This window comes from Biostraticola tofi (genome assembly GCF_004343195.1).
GTDB classification, from domain to species: Bacteria; Pseudomonadota; Gammaproteobacteria; order Enterobacterales; family Enterobacteriaceae; genus Biostraticola; species Biostraticola tofi.
Map to the genome: position 1 here is coordinate 28,195 of NZ_SMCR01000002.1, position 13,830 is coordinate 42,024.

The following is a 13,830-nucleotide window of genomic DNA, read 5'->3' on the forward strand; positions in this document are numbered from 1 at the left end:
TACCCAAGGTTAACGGCCAAAAAATAATAACCAGCTGCAAAAATACAGTCAAATGATGCGCATATTGCCAGACACTAAGTGTGATCAAGAAAACAGACCGGGGGATAACGGAAAAATTTGACCCCCTATTCGAACTCAGTAAAAAGACAATTCGAGGAACTTCCGATGGCAAAAGGTAACACCCTGCAACTTGACTATCATCAGTACGTGGACCAGGACACCGGGGCGCGCGTGACCCGATTTACGCCGACCGACGTCTGCTGCCACCGAAACTATTTCTACCAAAAATGTTTTCTCCAACAGGGACGCAAGCTGATTTTTGCCGGCGAGTTTTTTCAACACCGCAATTACTATCTGCTCGATATCGAGAGCGGTATCGCCACGCAGCTTACCGAAGGCGCTGGTGATAACACCTTTGGCGGTTTCTTATCGCCGGATGAATCTTCGCTGTATTACGTCAAAGCAGAACGTAACCTGATGCGCGTCGACCTGCACACCTTCGAGGAAACCGTTGTTTATCAAGTACCGGAAGAATGGGTCGGCTACGGTACCTGGGTGGCGAATTCTGACTGCAACAAACTGGTCGGGGTAGAAATCCATCGCGATAGCTGGCGGCCAATCAGCGATTGGACGGTGTTCCAGCAGTTCTATGCCGAACAGCCGCGCTGCCGGGTTATTCGCATTGATCTGCACAGCGGCGAACGCGTAACGCTGTTGGAACAGCACCAGTGGCTGGGTCATCCAATTTATCGTCCGTTCGATGACCATACCGTCGCTTTTTGCCATGAAGGCCCGCTCGACCAGGTTGATGCGCGCATGTGGCTGATGAATGAGGACGGCAGCCATATCCGTAAAGCCAAAGAACCGCAGCCCGGGGAAAGCTATACCCATGAGTTCTGGGTGCCGAATGGCTCCGCGCTGATGTATGTCACCTATGTCAAAGACAGCCCGGTGCGCTACCTGTGCCGGGTCAATATGGACAGCGGTGAAGATGAAAAAATCATCGCCATGCCGCCGTGTTCCCATGTGATGAGTAACGACAACGGTACGCTGGTGGTGGGAGACGGTTCCGGCAAGCCGATTGATATTGCCGATAACGACGGCTACGGCGATGTGACCGATCCCTACCTATACCTGTTCGACGTAAAGAAAAAAATAAGCCACCGAGTGGCAAAGCACAGTTCTTCATGGCGGGTGCTGGATGGCGATCGGCAGGTGACCCATCCACATCCTTCATTTACCCCAGATGAAAAGGGGGTGCTGTTCAGTTCCGATAAAGACGGCAAGCCGGCGCTGTATCTGGCGGAAATACCCGATCACATTCTGCAGACCCTCCACGCCTAATACCGGAGTCAATCATGGCTAAATTATTTGCCCCCGTTGCCGCGTCATTGTTACTGGCCTGTTCCCTGGTGGCTGCCGCCGAACCGGTGGACATCCGTATCTCATGGTGGGGTGGCAACAGCCGCCACCAGGCCACATTGCAGGCCATTGAACTGTTCGAGAAAAAATACCCCGATATAAAAGTGAAAGCCGAATACGCCGGTTGGGAAGGGTATTTGTCCCGCTTGACGGTGCAGATTGCCGGCGGCAGCGAACCGGACGTTATCCAGACTAACTGGAACTGGCTGCCGGTATTTTCCCAGACCGGTACCGGTTTTTATGATCTCAACACCCTGAAAGCGGATATCGATTTAAGTCAATACGATCCCGGTACCCTGGCAAGCGTAACCGTCAATAACAAATTAAACGGTATACCGGTAGCGATTACCGCCCGTAGTTTCTATTACAACAAGAAGTTATGGGAAGAAATGGGTGTCAGCTATCCCCAAAGCTGGCAGGAACTGATGGCCGCCGGTAAAGCCTTCCAGGTACGCGACCAAAGCAAATACCCGCTGGTGCTCGACTATATGGAGTCACTGACCCTGGTTCAATCGTGGATGGTGCAAAAATACAATATTGCCGCCATCGACGAACAGAAAATGAAATTCAATTATACCCCTGAGCAATGGGTCGAGTTTTTCCAGATTTACAAGGACCTGGTTGATAGCCATGTATTCCCTTCGATGCGTGTATTGTCCTCTTACGGTAAAAGCAATACCTGGGAAATGAAGCCCTGGATTGCAGGCCAATGGGGCGGTGTCTACATGTGGAACACCAATGCGGTGATGTATGAAAACAACCTGTCGGCGCCTTATAACAAGCTGGAACTAGGGCCGTTCTTTATGCTGCCGGGTGCCAAAGATGCTGGACTGTTCCTGAAGCCGACCATGATGTTCAGCGTTGGAAAATCGACCAGGCATCCGGCGGCGGCGGCAAAACTCATCGATTTCCTGATGAATGACCCGCAGGGGGTTGCCGCCATGGGCCTTGAACGCGGCACGCCGCAAAGCAAGAAAGCCTATCAGCATCTCACCGCCCAGGGCGTTATCCAGCCGGACAACATTACCGTGGCCGGGATTAACGCCTCGCTGGCGCTACCCCATGAGATTGCCACCTCGCCCTATTTTGATAACCCCCAGTTAGTGGAACTGTGGCACAACACTATCGAGCATCTTGACCAGGGCAACACCACGGTCAAGGAGGCGGCTGCCAACTTCTCCCGCAGCGCTGAACGTATTCTTAAACGCGCCATTAAAAAATAACAGGCCCACCTGCGGGCAACGCAGTTGCCTGCAGGTGTGGCACTCTCCGGGACACCGCCATGATTACCTTTAGCGCAACATTGACCTGCTGTTATGACACGCCATTTTCGCCGTATTCGGCAGCGGATTTTGAGCAGGGCCTGCAATGGCTTGCCCAAAGCGGTTTCGACTCAGCCGAACTGACTATTAATGATTATGAACACTGGGATGGAGCCACTTTGCGCCAGGCCCTGGCGCGACACCGGTTAGGCTGTACCACTATCGCCACCGGGCAAGCCCGCAAACGCGATGGCCTGTCATTGCTTGCTCTCGATGCAAGCGTGGTTAAGCGTACCCAGCAGCGTTTGTATCAGCACATTGACGCCGCCGCGCAGCTGGACAGCTTTGTCACCGTCGGATCGCTGCGGGTAGCTGAACAAAACCTGGCGCGGGAAGCCTATATGCATCAACTGGCGGCCAGTCTGCAGCCTTGTCTGGACTATGCCCGTCGGCAGCAGGTTACGCTGGTGGTTGAAGCCTTGAATCGCTACGAAGCCAGCCACTTGCACCATGCTGAAGATATGCGGGATTTTATTCAGTTGATCGACGAGCCGGACAATATCGGCGTCCTGTGGGATATCTTCCACGCCAACATTGAAGACCCTGATTATGCCAAGGCTATTTCCACATTGGGGAAATGGCTCAGGCACGTACATTATGCCGATTCAAACCGCGGGTTCCCGGGCTATGGACATTTACCTATTGAGGAAATTTATCGCGCATTGAAAGCGGCAAATTATCAGGGGGCAATTTCGCTGGAATGTTATATGGCGCCGACGGTTAAAACGGTGATTGACGAAGCCGGGCCGCTGATTGCCCGGCTCAGGGGATTGAGCCTTGGCTGAAAGCTTTCCGAACCCATAGCCGATCCGGCGGGGAGAGCGAGGCAGCTCAGGTCGCCTTATTCATCGGCATACCGTCTCACTCGATCCAAAAGAGGATAGCGGGTGTTTATGGACATATTTTCCAAAGGTTAGACCTCAGCTTTCCCCAAAAATAGACCTCAGCGCGTATCAACGGAACAGGTGTCGGCCGATGCTGGCAATCGCGCTATCAGCCTGCTTCATCGAAGCACCCGTTTGAGTGATATAGATAGCCAGGTAAAAAGGCGGCTCTTCCGGTGGCGTCACCGCGGCGATAATGGCGCGCGAGCCGTTGCCGCCTGCGCCCGTTTTGTCCGCAATGTCCCAGCCGGAGGGTAAGGCGGCGCGCAGCAGGGCGTCGGCGACTTTATCATCCCGCATCCAGCCATGCAGTGTCTCCCGGTGCGGCGGGGTCAGCAGTGATGTGGCCAAGAGTGTATGCAGCGCGACCGTCATGCTTTCCGGCGTAGTGGTATCGCGCACATCTCCTGGGCGGGCTTCATTGAGCGTGGGCTCGGTGCGATCCAGTCGGGTCAGCTGATCACCGTTAGCGCGCATAAAACGCGTTACCGCATCGGGGCCGCCCAGGTAGGTGAGAATGCGATTGGCCGCCGTGTTATCGCTATAGCTGACTGCCGCTTTGCATAACGTTCCGAGGGAAATGGCGGCCGGCGGCAGATAGTCTCTGGTCACCGGGGAATAGTCCAGCAGGGCGCCAGGCTGGAGGGTGAGTTTTTCCTCCAGGGAGCCGGCTTTCTGGTGCAGGCTATCAAGCAAGGCGGCGCAGGCCAGCACTTTAAACGTGCTGGTTAAAGGAAAACGGTCGTGCTGGCGGTAGCCAAAAACAGGCTGCCCCTGTGCATCCACTATCGACATGCCGATTCTGGCATGCAGGCGCATTTCCTGCTGTTTCAGTAGGGCTTGGAGCCCCTGGATATTGACCGCCTGCGCGGGTTGGCATATGACAAGCAGGAAAAGGGTCACCATAACGACAATACGCTTCATCCAGATTATCCTTAAAATTTCAGCGTCAAGCGTCAAGAGCTGACGCGATCACCAGCAGCAAAAACCTCCCTGGCTGCAAAGTTGCCTTACGGTAAAAACGATGCTTCACCCCCACTTGGCCATTTTATATTAAGCGTGGCGCAGCCGGGCGGGAATGATAGGCTGAAATCGATTTTATTGAAAAATTGTCGTATCCGTACGGCTATCTCCTTCGTTACCGGCCAAGCGATGTGGTTACTCGCGCTCATATTTGCCTGATTCTGCCGACCAGGCTCGCGGTGATACTGGATTTGCTGTGGCACCAGTGCCCGCTGAATTGCTTAATTACTGGATTACAGGATTACAGGATTACTGGATTATTGGATTATTGGATTACTGGATTACTGGATTACTGGATTACTGGATTACTGGATTACTGGATTACTGGATCAGCCGCAAGCAGCCTCTCCGGGCAGCACAGCGTCAGCGCCAGTTCCTGTTTGCCCCGCTTCTTGCCGCTAAGATGGGCTCAGCTCTTTCTCATCACACCCGACGATTTTATCAGCTGAACGCAAAATCTTGACTGCGATCTCAATTCCGCATCTATTTATGAACAATTGCGTTCAAAATTAAATTAAACAGTGGTAGCTTAATTATCAAGCAGGTGGATTTTTGTCCTCCGCGAATGCCTGACGCTATATATTTATTATTAAACAATAACATAAAAGAGTTCGGGGGGTGCGATGAGTGTAACAGACGTAGAAAAAGATTCGGTACTGGATCCGTCCGTTGAGCAGGGCGCCAATAAAAAGACCATCCGCAAAGTTATGTTCGCCAGCGTCTCCGGGACGATCATCGAATGGTATGATTATTCCTTGTATGGTGCCGCGGCGGGCCTGGTTATCAATAAACTCTATTTCCCCAACCTGTCACCGGCCATTGCCACGATGGCGGCGTTCCTGACCTTTGCGGTCGGTTTTATTTCCCGTCCATTGGGCGGCGTGATCATCGCCCATATTGGCGACCGCTATGGCCGTAAACCTGCACTGATTTTCGCTGTGGTACTGATGGGGGCGGCCACCCTGGCGCTCGGCCTGCTGCCGACCTATTACCATATCGGCATCTGGGCGACAGTGGCGCTGGTGGTTATCCGCCTGGTCCAGGGATTTGGCTCCGGGGCTGAGCTGGCCGGCGCGCAGACCTTTGTGGCCGAATATGTTCCCCGAAAACAACGCGGTTTTTACACCTCCCTTATCAATGCTTCAACCGGTGTCGCCATTCTGCTGTCCACCCTGGCCTTTTTCCTGGTCAGCCAACTGCCGGATGAGGCCTTTATGAGCTGGGGCTGGCGGGTTCCATTCCTATTTTCCATTGTGCTGTTTATTGTGGCGATTTATATCCGAAAACATCTGGATGAAACGCCGGAATATGTCAAATCGCTGGAAAAAGCCGAACAGAATAAGAAAGCTTCTGCCGTGCCGGTCAAGGCGCTGCTGCTCAACAGTCCGAAGAATCTCGTCTGCGGTTTTTTCAGCCTGGCGGGGCATCAGGCCAATGGCTATCTGTTAAGCGTTTTCAGCATCAGTTACCTGACCAATACGCTCGGCATGGCAAAATCCGAAGGGTTGATGGCGCTGATGGTTGCCGTGACCGTCAACACCATTATGACGCCTATCATGGGCAAAATGACCGATAAATTCGGCACCACCGCGGTGTTCTCCTTTGGTGCCATTTTTCTGGGCGCATTCGCTTTCCCGCTGTTCTGGTTTCTGCAAAGCGGCAGCATCGTGCTGGCGACCATCGGCATGTGTATCGCTTACGGTATCGGACACGGTGCCACTTCCGGCGCCCAGGGCGCATTTCTCGCCAACCTGTTCCCGACCCAGTATCGCTACACAGGTATTGCGCTCTCCCGTGAGCTGAACAGCGTTATCTTCGCTGGCTCCACGCCCGTGATTGCCGCGGCGCTGGTGGCGCTGGGCGATGGGCAACCTACCTATCTTATCTATTACCTGATCTTTTGCTGCCTGCTGACCTTGCTGGCGGTACAAATGGCCAAAGGTTTGGAAGAACACCATTGATGATGATTAATGAAAACTGACCAACACCAGGGTAAGTATTTAAAACAATGCAGAGGAAGATATGAAAATTACGGTTTTGGCAAATAAAGAACTTCTGGGCAAAAAAGCCGCTGCAGCGGGCGCTCAGGCGATGCGACAGGCGTTGGCGAGCAAAGAGCGTATTGCCATTATCGTCGCTACCGGTGCCAGTCAGTTTGAAATGCTGGATAACCTTATCAGGGAAGATATTGACTGGTCGCGGGTGACGATTTTTCACCTGGATGAATATATTGGCTTGAGTGACACGCATCGAGCCAGCTTCCGCCGTTATTTGCAGGAGCGGGTGGTGGATAAGCTGCCTGCCCTGCATCAGTTTGTCGGCGTCAACGGTTCAGCCGAGAATAGTGAACAGGAACTGGCGCGTCTGGGTAAGCTTATCAGTCAGCAGGATATCGAGGTATGTTTTGCCGGCATCGGCGAGAACGCCCATCTGGCGTTTAATGATCCGCCGGCGGATTTCACCACCACTGCGCCGTATCTGGTCGTCGAGCTGGATGAAGATTGCCGCAGGCAGCAACTGGGCGAAAAATGGTTCGACAGTCTGGACGAAGTGCCCACCCGGGCGATTTCCATGAGTATTCATCAGATCATGCTTTCCCGGGTGCTTATCCTGAGTATTCCTGATGCGCGCAAGGCTCAAGCGGTTAAAAACGCGCTGGAAGGACCGGTAGTCAATACTGTTCCCGCTTCCATTATTCAGCATCACCCTGATTGCCAGGTTTTCCTCGATAACCCATCAGCTGCGTTATTATCCAGGCAATAAAGGAACTGAATATGAAAGCCACACCCGGGTTATTTGATCTTCAGGTCAACGGCTTCGCCGGCGTTGATTTCAATGATGAATTGATCACTGCCCAGCAACTTGACAGCGCATTGGAAGCGATGCTGAAAACCGGCGTTACCCGTTGTCTGCCTACGCTGATAACCGCGTCCGTACCGGTACTGGCCAGGCGTTTTTCTGCGCTGGATAAAGCGGTGACGGCAAGCCGGCTCGGCGCGCTGATGATCCCCGGCTATCATTTGGAAGGGCCGTTCCTGAACCCGGCCGAGGGCTATGCAGGCTGCCATCCGCCTCAACAGATGGCTGCGCCTGTAGTCGAATTGATTGAGCAGCTCGACGGCCTGATCGCCAGGCCAATCCTGTTAGTGACTTACGCGCCGGAGTTTGATGAAGGACTGGCTTTCGTCCGTGCCTTGACTCGAAGGGGAAAACGCGTTGCCGTGGGCCATTCGAGCATTGGCCATGCCGGGCTCACGTTGGCGGCTGAGGCCGGTGTTAGCCTCAGCACCCATTTGGGCAACGGCATTCCCCAAGCATTGCCGAAGCTGGACAATACCCTGCAGGCGCAGCTCGGCTGCGATGCGCTGTGCGCCAGTTTTATTGCCGATGGGCTGCATATCCCGCCGTTCGCGCTGAAAAACCTGCTGCGGGCCAAAACCTTGGAACGCTCCATCCTGGTGACGGATGCGATGAGCGCGGCGGCCTGCGATCGGCTAGGGGTATACCCCTTTGCCGGGGTGGCGGTTGAGCGTGTTGCCGATGGAACGGTACGCGTGCCTGGCGCCAATAACCTCGCCGGCTCCAGCCTGACCTTGGATCAGGCCATCCGTAATCTGGTGGACTGGCACATCGCCAGCTTTGAGCAAGCCATTGATATGGCGAGCATTAATCCAACACGGTACCTGCAGCCTGCGCTTGCCCACTACCGGCTTACCGAGCCGACGTCGGCAGTCATCTGGGATGAGGTGAATCGTGTTGCGGCATGCAGGATAGGAAACGACCTGGTGCGCGACTACCTGTAATGACCCGGGGCAGCGATGCCCCTCACGTTTTCAGGCTTGGCCACTGGACTGAACCTTTTTTGCCGCCGCTTCGACTGCCGCTTCAGCAGTCGCTTTGGCCGTCGCATCGACCCCCTGCAGCCGCGACTGCTACAGCCGCTTCAGCGCCGTTTTGCGGTTCCCTTCATTGCCAACGCTTTGTTCCCTCAGCCGGCAGATAATTGATGGTTGATTGCTACCGGGGCTTTCGGGATACTTGGTATAGGAATGCCTTATGGCAAAACTCGGTTGCTCAAGACACGTATTGGGCTTCATCCCTGCATCATTCCCGGCCATTAGCCCACTATGTTTTTAAAAAAAGCATGAATCACAAACAAACAGTCAGTTTTTTATCACGCTTGCCGATTACCCGGCCCGTCAGTAATGATCAAGAGCGCGTCTTTCTGTCGGTGCTTAACGGCCAGGTGAACACCCGGAGTCAGGCGACCAAAGGATTAGCTATCCGGTCAACCACCATATCCGACTGTGTGGCTGAACTACTGGCCGTCGGGCTGCTGACCGAAGAGGTAAGCGTCAGCGTTGGGCGAGGACGGCCATCGCTGACGCTTGCGGTCAAGGCCAACCGACTGGTCACCGTGGTTTTCCAGGTCATTAGCCAGTCTGTTCATATCTTTATCATTAATCTGTCCGCACAGATTATTGCCCATGACCAGCTCGAGGCTTCACCAGATTGCGATAATCGCATGCTGGAAAACATATTTCTTGAACTGTACCAGCGGATTATCAAGCAGTTGCCCAATGAGGCTCAACTGGTTGGGATCGTGTTTTCCTTAGGCGGGGTATTCGACCGTTCTACTTACCGCTGGATCCATACTTCCCGTTGGCCCAGGATGCATAATCTGGCTATCGGGAATATTTTTCCCCAGGAACAATACAATATCTCACTGTCGCGCACGCTGGATAATGAACTACTGATGCATTTGCTGCAGCGGGATGAAAGTACCTTGCTGCTCCATTGGGGATACGGTGTCGGGTTTGCATTCGGCCAGGCGGCGGATCGGATTGTCGCAGGCGGATACGCATTTGGCGAAATCGGACACTGGCATATCCCCGGCCAGCAGCAGGCTTGTCACTGCGGGCAGCAGGGATGCCTGGAGACCACCACTGCGCTATGGTCTATCGGCCCCCGGGTGCTGGGCAATGATTTCAGGGCCGGGGATGATGAAGACCACCTCGCCAATCTGCTGGCGACCCGGGACCTGATGGACGATGCGCATATCCAGTTGGCATTGCGCCATATCACCAGCGCCGCCTCCAACGTTTGCCGCGTGTTTTTTCCCAGGCGACTGATTATATCCGGGCCGTTTGTAAAAAATCCCCGGCTGTGGCAAGCCTTTTGTGAGGGGTTTGAACAGCAGAACCGCTTTTTCGGCCAGTCGACGCATGAGTTAGCTGTCAGCCAGGTCAGCCGCGATCTCGGCATTTATGGCGCGGCGATTCCGGTGCTGGAGCAGGGGCTGGCAGAACTGCTGCAGGATTGAGGGGACCAGAGGATGGTGTGAGGAATTTCCTGATAAAAGAATGCTAACTGAATCGGCTTATGCCTTTTGCTCCGGTATTGCTTATTTAAGCACCCGCTGTTGCGGTTTCAGATCCTACCCTAATTAAGATTACCGGTATCCATAGTTTTTCATGAAAATGGAGTTAAAAAACAATTTGAATTTAAACAAGCCCTTTTGGAATACTAAGCTGGCTGCCCACTAAATGGAACAGTCGACAGGGCGTATCGGTCCTGTAGCCAAATGTTTCTGCGGGAAGCCTTGGTTTGGCTTTGAATGGTCTACTGTGGCGCCCGGTAAACCGTCTGCCGGTATAAAGTAATGAAAGGGAGAACAGGAGAAATGGTATTTGCCTTATTGATCTTTTTGCAGGTACTCGCCGGAGTGATTACTTCTGATGGACTTATCCGCTCCACGCCTCACGGCAACCTGGTTATGGCTACCTTGAGACAGGCAGGAATCAACATTCTGCGCTGGCGAGCGTCAGCCGATTGCAAAAAAGAACTGCACCGAATCAGCCTGTACTTCGGTTTTATGGCATTGGCGTTTGTCTTGATATTCTATTTTTTCGGTGTGCCGGGGGACAGCAATATATTCAGGAATATGCCTGGGATTTTTTTGTGCATAGGGATTTCTTGCAGTATTTACCTGAAAGGGATTAGAGGGAACGTTAAAGAGATGGTGTCCTTTACTGCTTTGTTCGCAGTAACCCCCGTTCTCCTCTATCTAATCGAAAATAATACAGTTTATGGCATCGGTACGTATGCAGTACTTTCAAAAGCGGCAGCTGCCTTGTTAGGAATAAGTCATCTCGCTGATATCTGGATGGTGATTTTCCTGGTGATAGTCTCTGCTCTGGGTGGCTTTATCGCCTTTGTATTCGGTACATTGCTCCTTTGCACTATTCCATTGATAATACTCTCTATTATATCGACCAGCTCATGCCTGTCGCGAAAGATATTGAAAATGGACCACAAACTTATTTTCTTTGTTTCCTGTATATACTCGGTGATAGTAAGCCCTATCCTTCTTGCCCTGGAATCAAAAGGCGTTATCTAGCGTAATGTAAATGAGGTCTGCTGAATTTTGCCGGCAACTGCGGGACTGTCCCGCAGCGCTATTTCACTTGCAAACAGCACTGATGAAATCATCGACAATTCACATCAGCCTGTACCTAGTCCGGCAGTCTGACCGTCAGTTCCATTTCGATTTTCAACTCTGGCGCTGCCAGCGACGCGACACCCACGCCGGTGATGCAGGGCTCGGCACCGTTAAACATCTCACGCAGGGGAGGGAACACCTGGCCCAGTGTTTCCGGGTTCAAATCGAGCATAAAGACCCTGGCAATGACAATATCCTGTGGGGTGGCGCCTAGGGCATTCAGTGCGGCCCGGGCGTGCGCCGTCACGATTCTGGTTTGCTCAACCAGGTCATCAGGTACCGGCTGGCCATCGGGCCGCCAGGCAACTTGACCCGAGATATAGGCCATGCGCCCTGGCTCGACGGTGGTTATCTGGGAGTAGCCCATCTTTGCGGCATCAGGTAATGATGGTGGGTTCATACGAACGAGGGATTGTGGCATAGTTATTCCTATAGCTGATGTGGATTGCATTACTCTTGTTTCAAATAACTATACATATGTAGAGAAAATAATGTCAACAGGTAAAAGTGATCGTCGGATGACCCTGCTTAACGGGGTTATCGAATTGCTGGCGACCCGAGGCCTTGCCGGCGTGACCCATCGCGCTGTCGATGTGGTGTCGGGTTTGCCGCAGGGTTCTACCTCTTATTACTTCCCAAAAAAGGCGCAGTTTCTGATTGCCGCATCAGAGCTACTGGCTGAATTTCTGGAAAAGGACTGCGAGGATCTGCAGGTCGGCTTTGCCGAAACGGCGGCGAAAAACGGCCTTGATGCGGCGGTAAATTATGTCGCGGATGAGCTGGTCACCTATACCGATGAATCGCGCAACCTGTTCCTTGCCCGAATGGAACTTACCCTTGCTGCCGCACGCAGCGATGAACTCCATGGCATCGGTGATAAACTGACCGCGGCCGCGCGCAGGCCGATAGCCTTCTTTCTTAAACTTATTTCGGACAGTGAAGAGGTGCCTATTGAGACCTGTGCCGGGTTGATTGATGGCATCACCTTGATGTACGCGACCGGCCAGGGACCTAAGCCGACGACAGATCAGGTGGCGGCGGTATTCCGTTCGATCCTGCAAACCACGGACTAGCTTGCCTTGCCGGATTGATTGGCGTAGGCATTTTGATTTGCTTTTGCCGGTTTGGCGCTGGCTATAGCGTCAGGCCCACTATTCTCCTGTTTCATGGCGCTCAATTTATCCTGTTTTTCTGGGAATAATCTTGATTCTGAAAAGATAATAAGTATAGTTCTCATTTCCTTTAGTATTTAAAAGGAGACTTCTGCTTTGCTGGCCAGCAGTCTTTCCAGCGTTCATCGTGCACGCGGTGAAATCACAGGGGGTAAGCTGGCTTTATACGGTGGCCCTGTCTTTGTTTGTGCCTGCCTGAAATGCCACCAGAATAATGAGGCTTAACTGCTTGGGACAGTGTATTGCCGGCCAAGGCTCGGCTCGGTCCTAACGCGTGACGGCCGCTTAAGGTGTAGCCCTCAGCGCGGCAACCCGACAGAGTGATGCAGCGGAAAGGGGATTTGGCATCCGCCGTTGCTTAATGACGAATTTTAACGGAGAAGGAGTTTTCGATGAGTAAAAAAATATCTGCGCTGGCGTTGCTGGTGACACTGGCGCTGAGCGGTTGCGCCGCCCATCAATCTGGCACCGCCAAACAGGCGCCAGCGGCTCAGCCTGCGGATACCGCCAAAACGCAGGCTGCCGATGTGCAGCAGCGTGAACTGGCTGAAGGCCTGTATGAAATGGCGCTAAGCCCTGCCACTGGCGCGCTGTATGTCGCCAGCGCCCAATCGTTCAATTCGCAGGGTGGGGTAGTCTACAAGCTGGACTCGACGACATTGAAAACCCTAAGCCAGACCCATACCGACCTGAAAAACTTCGGTGTTGCGTCTGATCCGCAAGGTAAGACCCTGTATATCACCAATTCTCTGGATGGCGGCGTCAGCGCCCTGGATACCGCGACCGGTAAAGTTACCGGCCGTCTGCTGTTCAAGGAGCGTAATGATAAGGGTTTCCCTTACGGAGCGCGTGAAATTCTCTGGCACCAAGGTTCCCTTTACATCGGCGGTGTAGCCGATCCGGGCGTTATCTGGGTAGTCGATGCCACCAGCCTGAAATTGAAAACTCGCATCAATAATGCCGGCAAGTGGGTAACAGGTCTGTTGTACTCGGAGCAGACTCAGCGGCTGTATGCGGCCAATGGCGGCGGCGAAATTCTGGTGATCAACCCGCGCAATAACCGCATTGAAACTCGCTGGAAACCGTTGGGCAATAAAGAAGCCCTGCTGTTGAATCTGGCGGAAGATAAAGAAACCGGTCGCTTGTTTGTCACTGATAATTCAAAGGCCAAGACCACGCTGGTGCTGGATATTCATACCGGCAAGGTATTGAAGCAGCTTGAGATTGGCGATTCACTGGCGGTAAAATTCAATCCGACGCGCCACGAACTGTACATTACCCAGCGTGAGTCTGGAAAACTGCTGATTCTGAATGCCACGACCTATGAGGTTAAAAAGCAAATCAGTCTTTCCCCTCAGCCGAACAGCCTGCTGTTATCTGCTGATGGCCAGACGCTGTATGTGACCGTCAAGCAGCCGTTTAACAAAGATCATTCTACCAATGGACCGGATAACATTGTCCGTATTCCGTTAAACCAATAAATTCCGGCCCGGCAACGGGCCATT

Annotated in this window: 14 protein-coding genes; 11 read left to right on the forward strand and 3 right to left on the reverse strand. The window is 53.1% G+C overall.

Annotated features, from left to right (window positions below):
• Positions 1-165: 165 nt before the first annotated feature.
• From EDC52_RS04305 to EDC52_RS04315, 3 genes are read left to right on the forward strand one after another with little or no spacing between them, the layout of a single operon-like run.
• Positions 166-1,344, forward strand: coding sequence for an oligogalacturonate lyase family protein (locus EDC52_RS04305; RefSeq protein WP_131864120.1), 1,179 nt, complete (start codon positions 166-168; stop codon positions 1,342-1,344).
• Positions 1,344-2,645, forward strand: coding sequence for an ABC transporter substrate-binding protein (locus EDC52_RS04310; protein ID WP_407924199.1), 1,302 nt, complete (start codon positions 1,344-1,346; stop codon positions 2,643-2,645). Before EDC52_RS04305 ends, EDC52_RS04310 begins: the two co-directional genes overlap by 1 nt.
• Before the next feature lie 59 nt (positions 2,646-2,704).
• A complete protein-coding gene (locus tag EDC52_RS04315; protein WP_131864122.1) occupies positions 2,705-3,529 on the forward strand; it encodes a sugar phosphate isomerase/epimerase family protein in 825 nt (274 codons plus the stop codon).
• Positions 3,530-3,697: 168 nt separating this feature from the next.
• Here EDC52_RS04315 and bla read toward each other — a convergent pair whose 3' ends face one another.
• Positions 3,698-4,552 (reverse strand): class A beta-lactamase, encoded by an 855-nt coding sequence (gene bla / locus EDC52_RS04320; protein WP_131864123.1) that lies wholly within the window; start codon positions 4,550-4,552, stop codon positions 3,698-3,700.
• 250 nt (positions 4,553-4,802) lie between these two features.
• On the opposite strand from bla, the gene EDC52_RS04325 reads away from it, so the two are divergent.
• The 6 genes from EDC52_RS04325 (at position 4,803) to EDC52_RS04350 (ending at position 11,051) form a co-directional block, all read left to right on the forward strand.
• Positions 4,803-5,114, forward strand: a complete 312-nt coding sequence (locus tag EDC52_RS04325) for a hypothetical protein (protein WP_131864124.1) — start codon at positions 4,803-4,805, stop codon at positions 5,112-5,114.
• A 160-nt stretch (positions 5,115-5,274) separates the two neighbouring features.
• Positions 5,275-6,612 (forward strand): MFS transporter, encoded by a 1,338-nt coding sequence (locus tag EDC52_RS04330; RefSeq protein WP_131864125.1) that lies wholly within the window; start codon positions 5,275-5,277, stop codon positions 6,610-6,612.
• Between the two features lie 61 nt (positions 6,613-6,673).
• Positions 6,674-7,414 (forward strand): glucosamine-6-phosphate deaminase, encoded by a 741-nt coding sequence (locus EDC52_RS04335; RefSeq protein WP_131864126.1) that lies wholly within the window; start codon positions 6,674-6,676, stop codon positions 7,412-7,414.
• Positions 7,415-7,425: 11 nt separating this feature from the next.
• Positions 7,426-8,454, forward strand: a complete 1,029-nt coding sequence (locus EDC52_RS04340) for an N-acetylglucosamine-6-phosphate deacetylase (RefSeq protein WP_131864127.1) — start codon at positions 7,426-7,428, stop codon at positions 8,452-8,454.
• A 341-nt stretch (positions 8,455-8,795) separates the two neighbouring features.
• The gene (locus tag EDC52_RS04345; protein WP_165911655.1) at positions 8,796-9,974 is read left to right on the forward strand and encodes an ROK family protein; all 1,179 of its coding nucleotides are present in this window, start codon (positions 8,796-8,798) and stop codon (positions 9,972-9,974) included.
• A gap of 339 nt (positions 9,975-10,313) precedes the next feature.
• A complete protein-coding gene (locus EDC52_RS04350) occupies positions 10,314-11,051 on the forward strand; it encodes a hypothetical protein (protein WP_131864129.1) in 738 nt (245 codons plus the stop codon).
• A 115-nt stretch (positions 11,052-11,166) separates the two neighbouring features.
• On the opposite strand, the gene EDC52_RS04355 is transcribed toward EDC52_RS04350, so the two are convergent.
• A complete protein-coding gene (locus tag EDC52_RS04355) occupies positions 11,167-11,574 on the reverse strand; it encodes a RidA family protein (RefSeq protein ID WP_131864130.1) in 408 nt (135 codons plus the stop codon).
• Between the two features lie 70 nt (positions 11,575-11,644).
• On the opposite strand from EDC52_RS04355, the gene EDC52_RS04360 reads away from it, so the two are divergent.
• A complete protein-coding gene (locus EDC52_RS04360) occupies positions 11,645-12,226 on the forward strand; it encodes a TetR/AcrR family transcriptional regulator (protein WP_131864131.1) in 582 nt (193 codons plus the stop codon).
• Here EDC52_RS04360 and EDC52_RS19845 read toward each other — a convergent pair.
• Complete coding sequence (locus EDC52_RS19845) at positions 12,223-12,390, reverse strand: hypothetical protein (protein WP_165911656.1); 168 nt, start codon at positions 12,388-12,390, stop codon at positions 12,223-12,225. The two genes, EDC52_RS04360 and EDC52_RS19845, sit on opposite strands and share 4 nt — an antisense overlap.
• 327 nt (positions 12,391-12,717) lie before the next feature.
• Between EDC52_RS19845 and EDC52_RS04365 the strand changes: the two genes are divergently transcribed.
• Positions 12,718-13,806: a YncE family protein gene (locus tag EDC52_RS04365; protein WP_131864132.1), complete on the forward strand. Its 1,089-nt coding sequence runs from the start codon at positions 12,718-12,720 to the stop codon at positions 13,804-13,806.
• Positions 13,807-13,830 lie beyond the last annotated feature (24 nt).

Coding starts and splice junctions, on each gene's coding strand:
- EDC52_RS04305 (WP_131864120.1), top strand. CDS start 166: ATGGCAAAAGGTAACACCCTGCAACTTGACTATCATCAGTACGTGGAC.
- EDC52_RS04315 (WP_131864122.1), top strand. CDS start 2,705: ATGATTACCTTTAGCGCAACATTGACCTGCTGTTATGACACGCCATTT.
- bla (WP_131864123.1), bottom strand. CDS start 4,552: ATGAAGCGTATTGTCGTTATGGTGACCCTTTTCCTGCTTGTCATATGC.
- EDC52_RS04330 (WP_131864125.1), top strand. CDS start 5,275: ATGAGTGTAACAGACGTAGAAAAAGATTCGGTACTGGATCCGTCCGTT.
- EDC52_RS04335 (WP_131864126.1), top strand. CDS start 6,674: ATGAAAATTACGGTTTTGGCAAATAAAGAACTTCTGGGCAAAAAAGCC.
- EDC52_RS04340 (WP_131864127.1), top strand. CDS start 7,426: ATGAAAGCCACACCCGGGTTATTTGATCTTCAGGTCAACGGCTTCGCC.
- EDC52_RS04345 (WP_165911655.1), top strand. CDS start 8,796: ATGAATCACAAACAAACAGTCAGTTTTTTATCACGCTTGCCGATTACC.
- EDC52_RS04350 (WP_131864129.1), top strand. CDS start 10,314: ATGAAAGGGAGAACAGGAGAAATGGTATTTGCCTTATTGATCTTTTTG.
- EDC52_RS04355 (WP_131864130.1), bottom strand. CDS start 11,574: ATGCCACAATCCCTCGTTCGTATGAACCCACCATCATTACCTGATGCC.
- EDC52_RS04360 (WP_131864131.1), top strand. CDS start 11,645: ATGTCAACAGGTAAAAGTGATCGTCGGATGACCCTGCTTAACGGGGTT.
- EDC52_RS19845 (WP_165911656.1), bottom strand. CDS start 12,390: ATGAGAACTATACTTATTATCTTTTCAGAATCAAGATTATTCCCAGAA.
- EDC52_RS04365 (WP_131864132.1), top strand. CDS start 12,718: ATGAGTAAAAAAATATCTGCGCTGGCGTTGCTGGTGACACTGGCGCTG.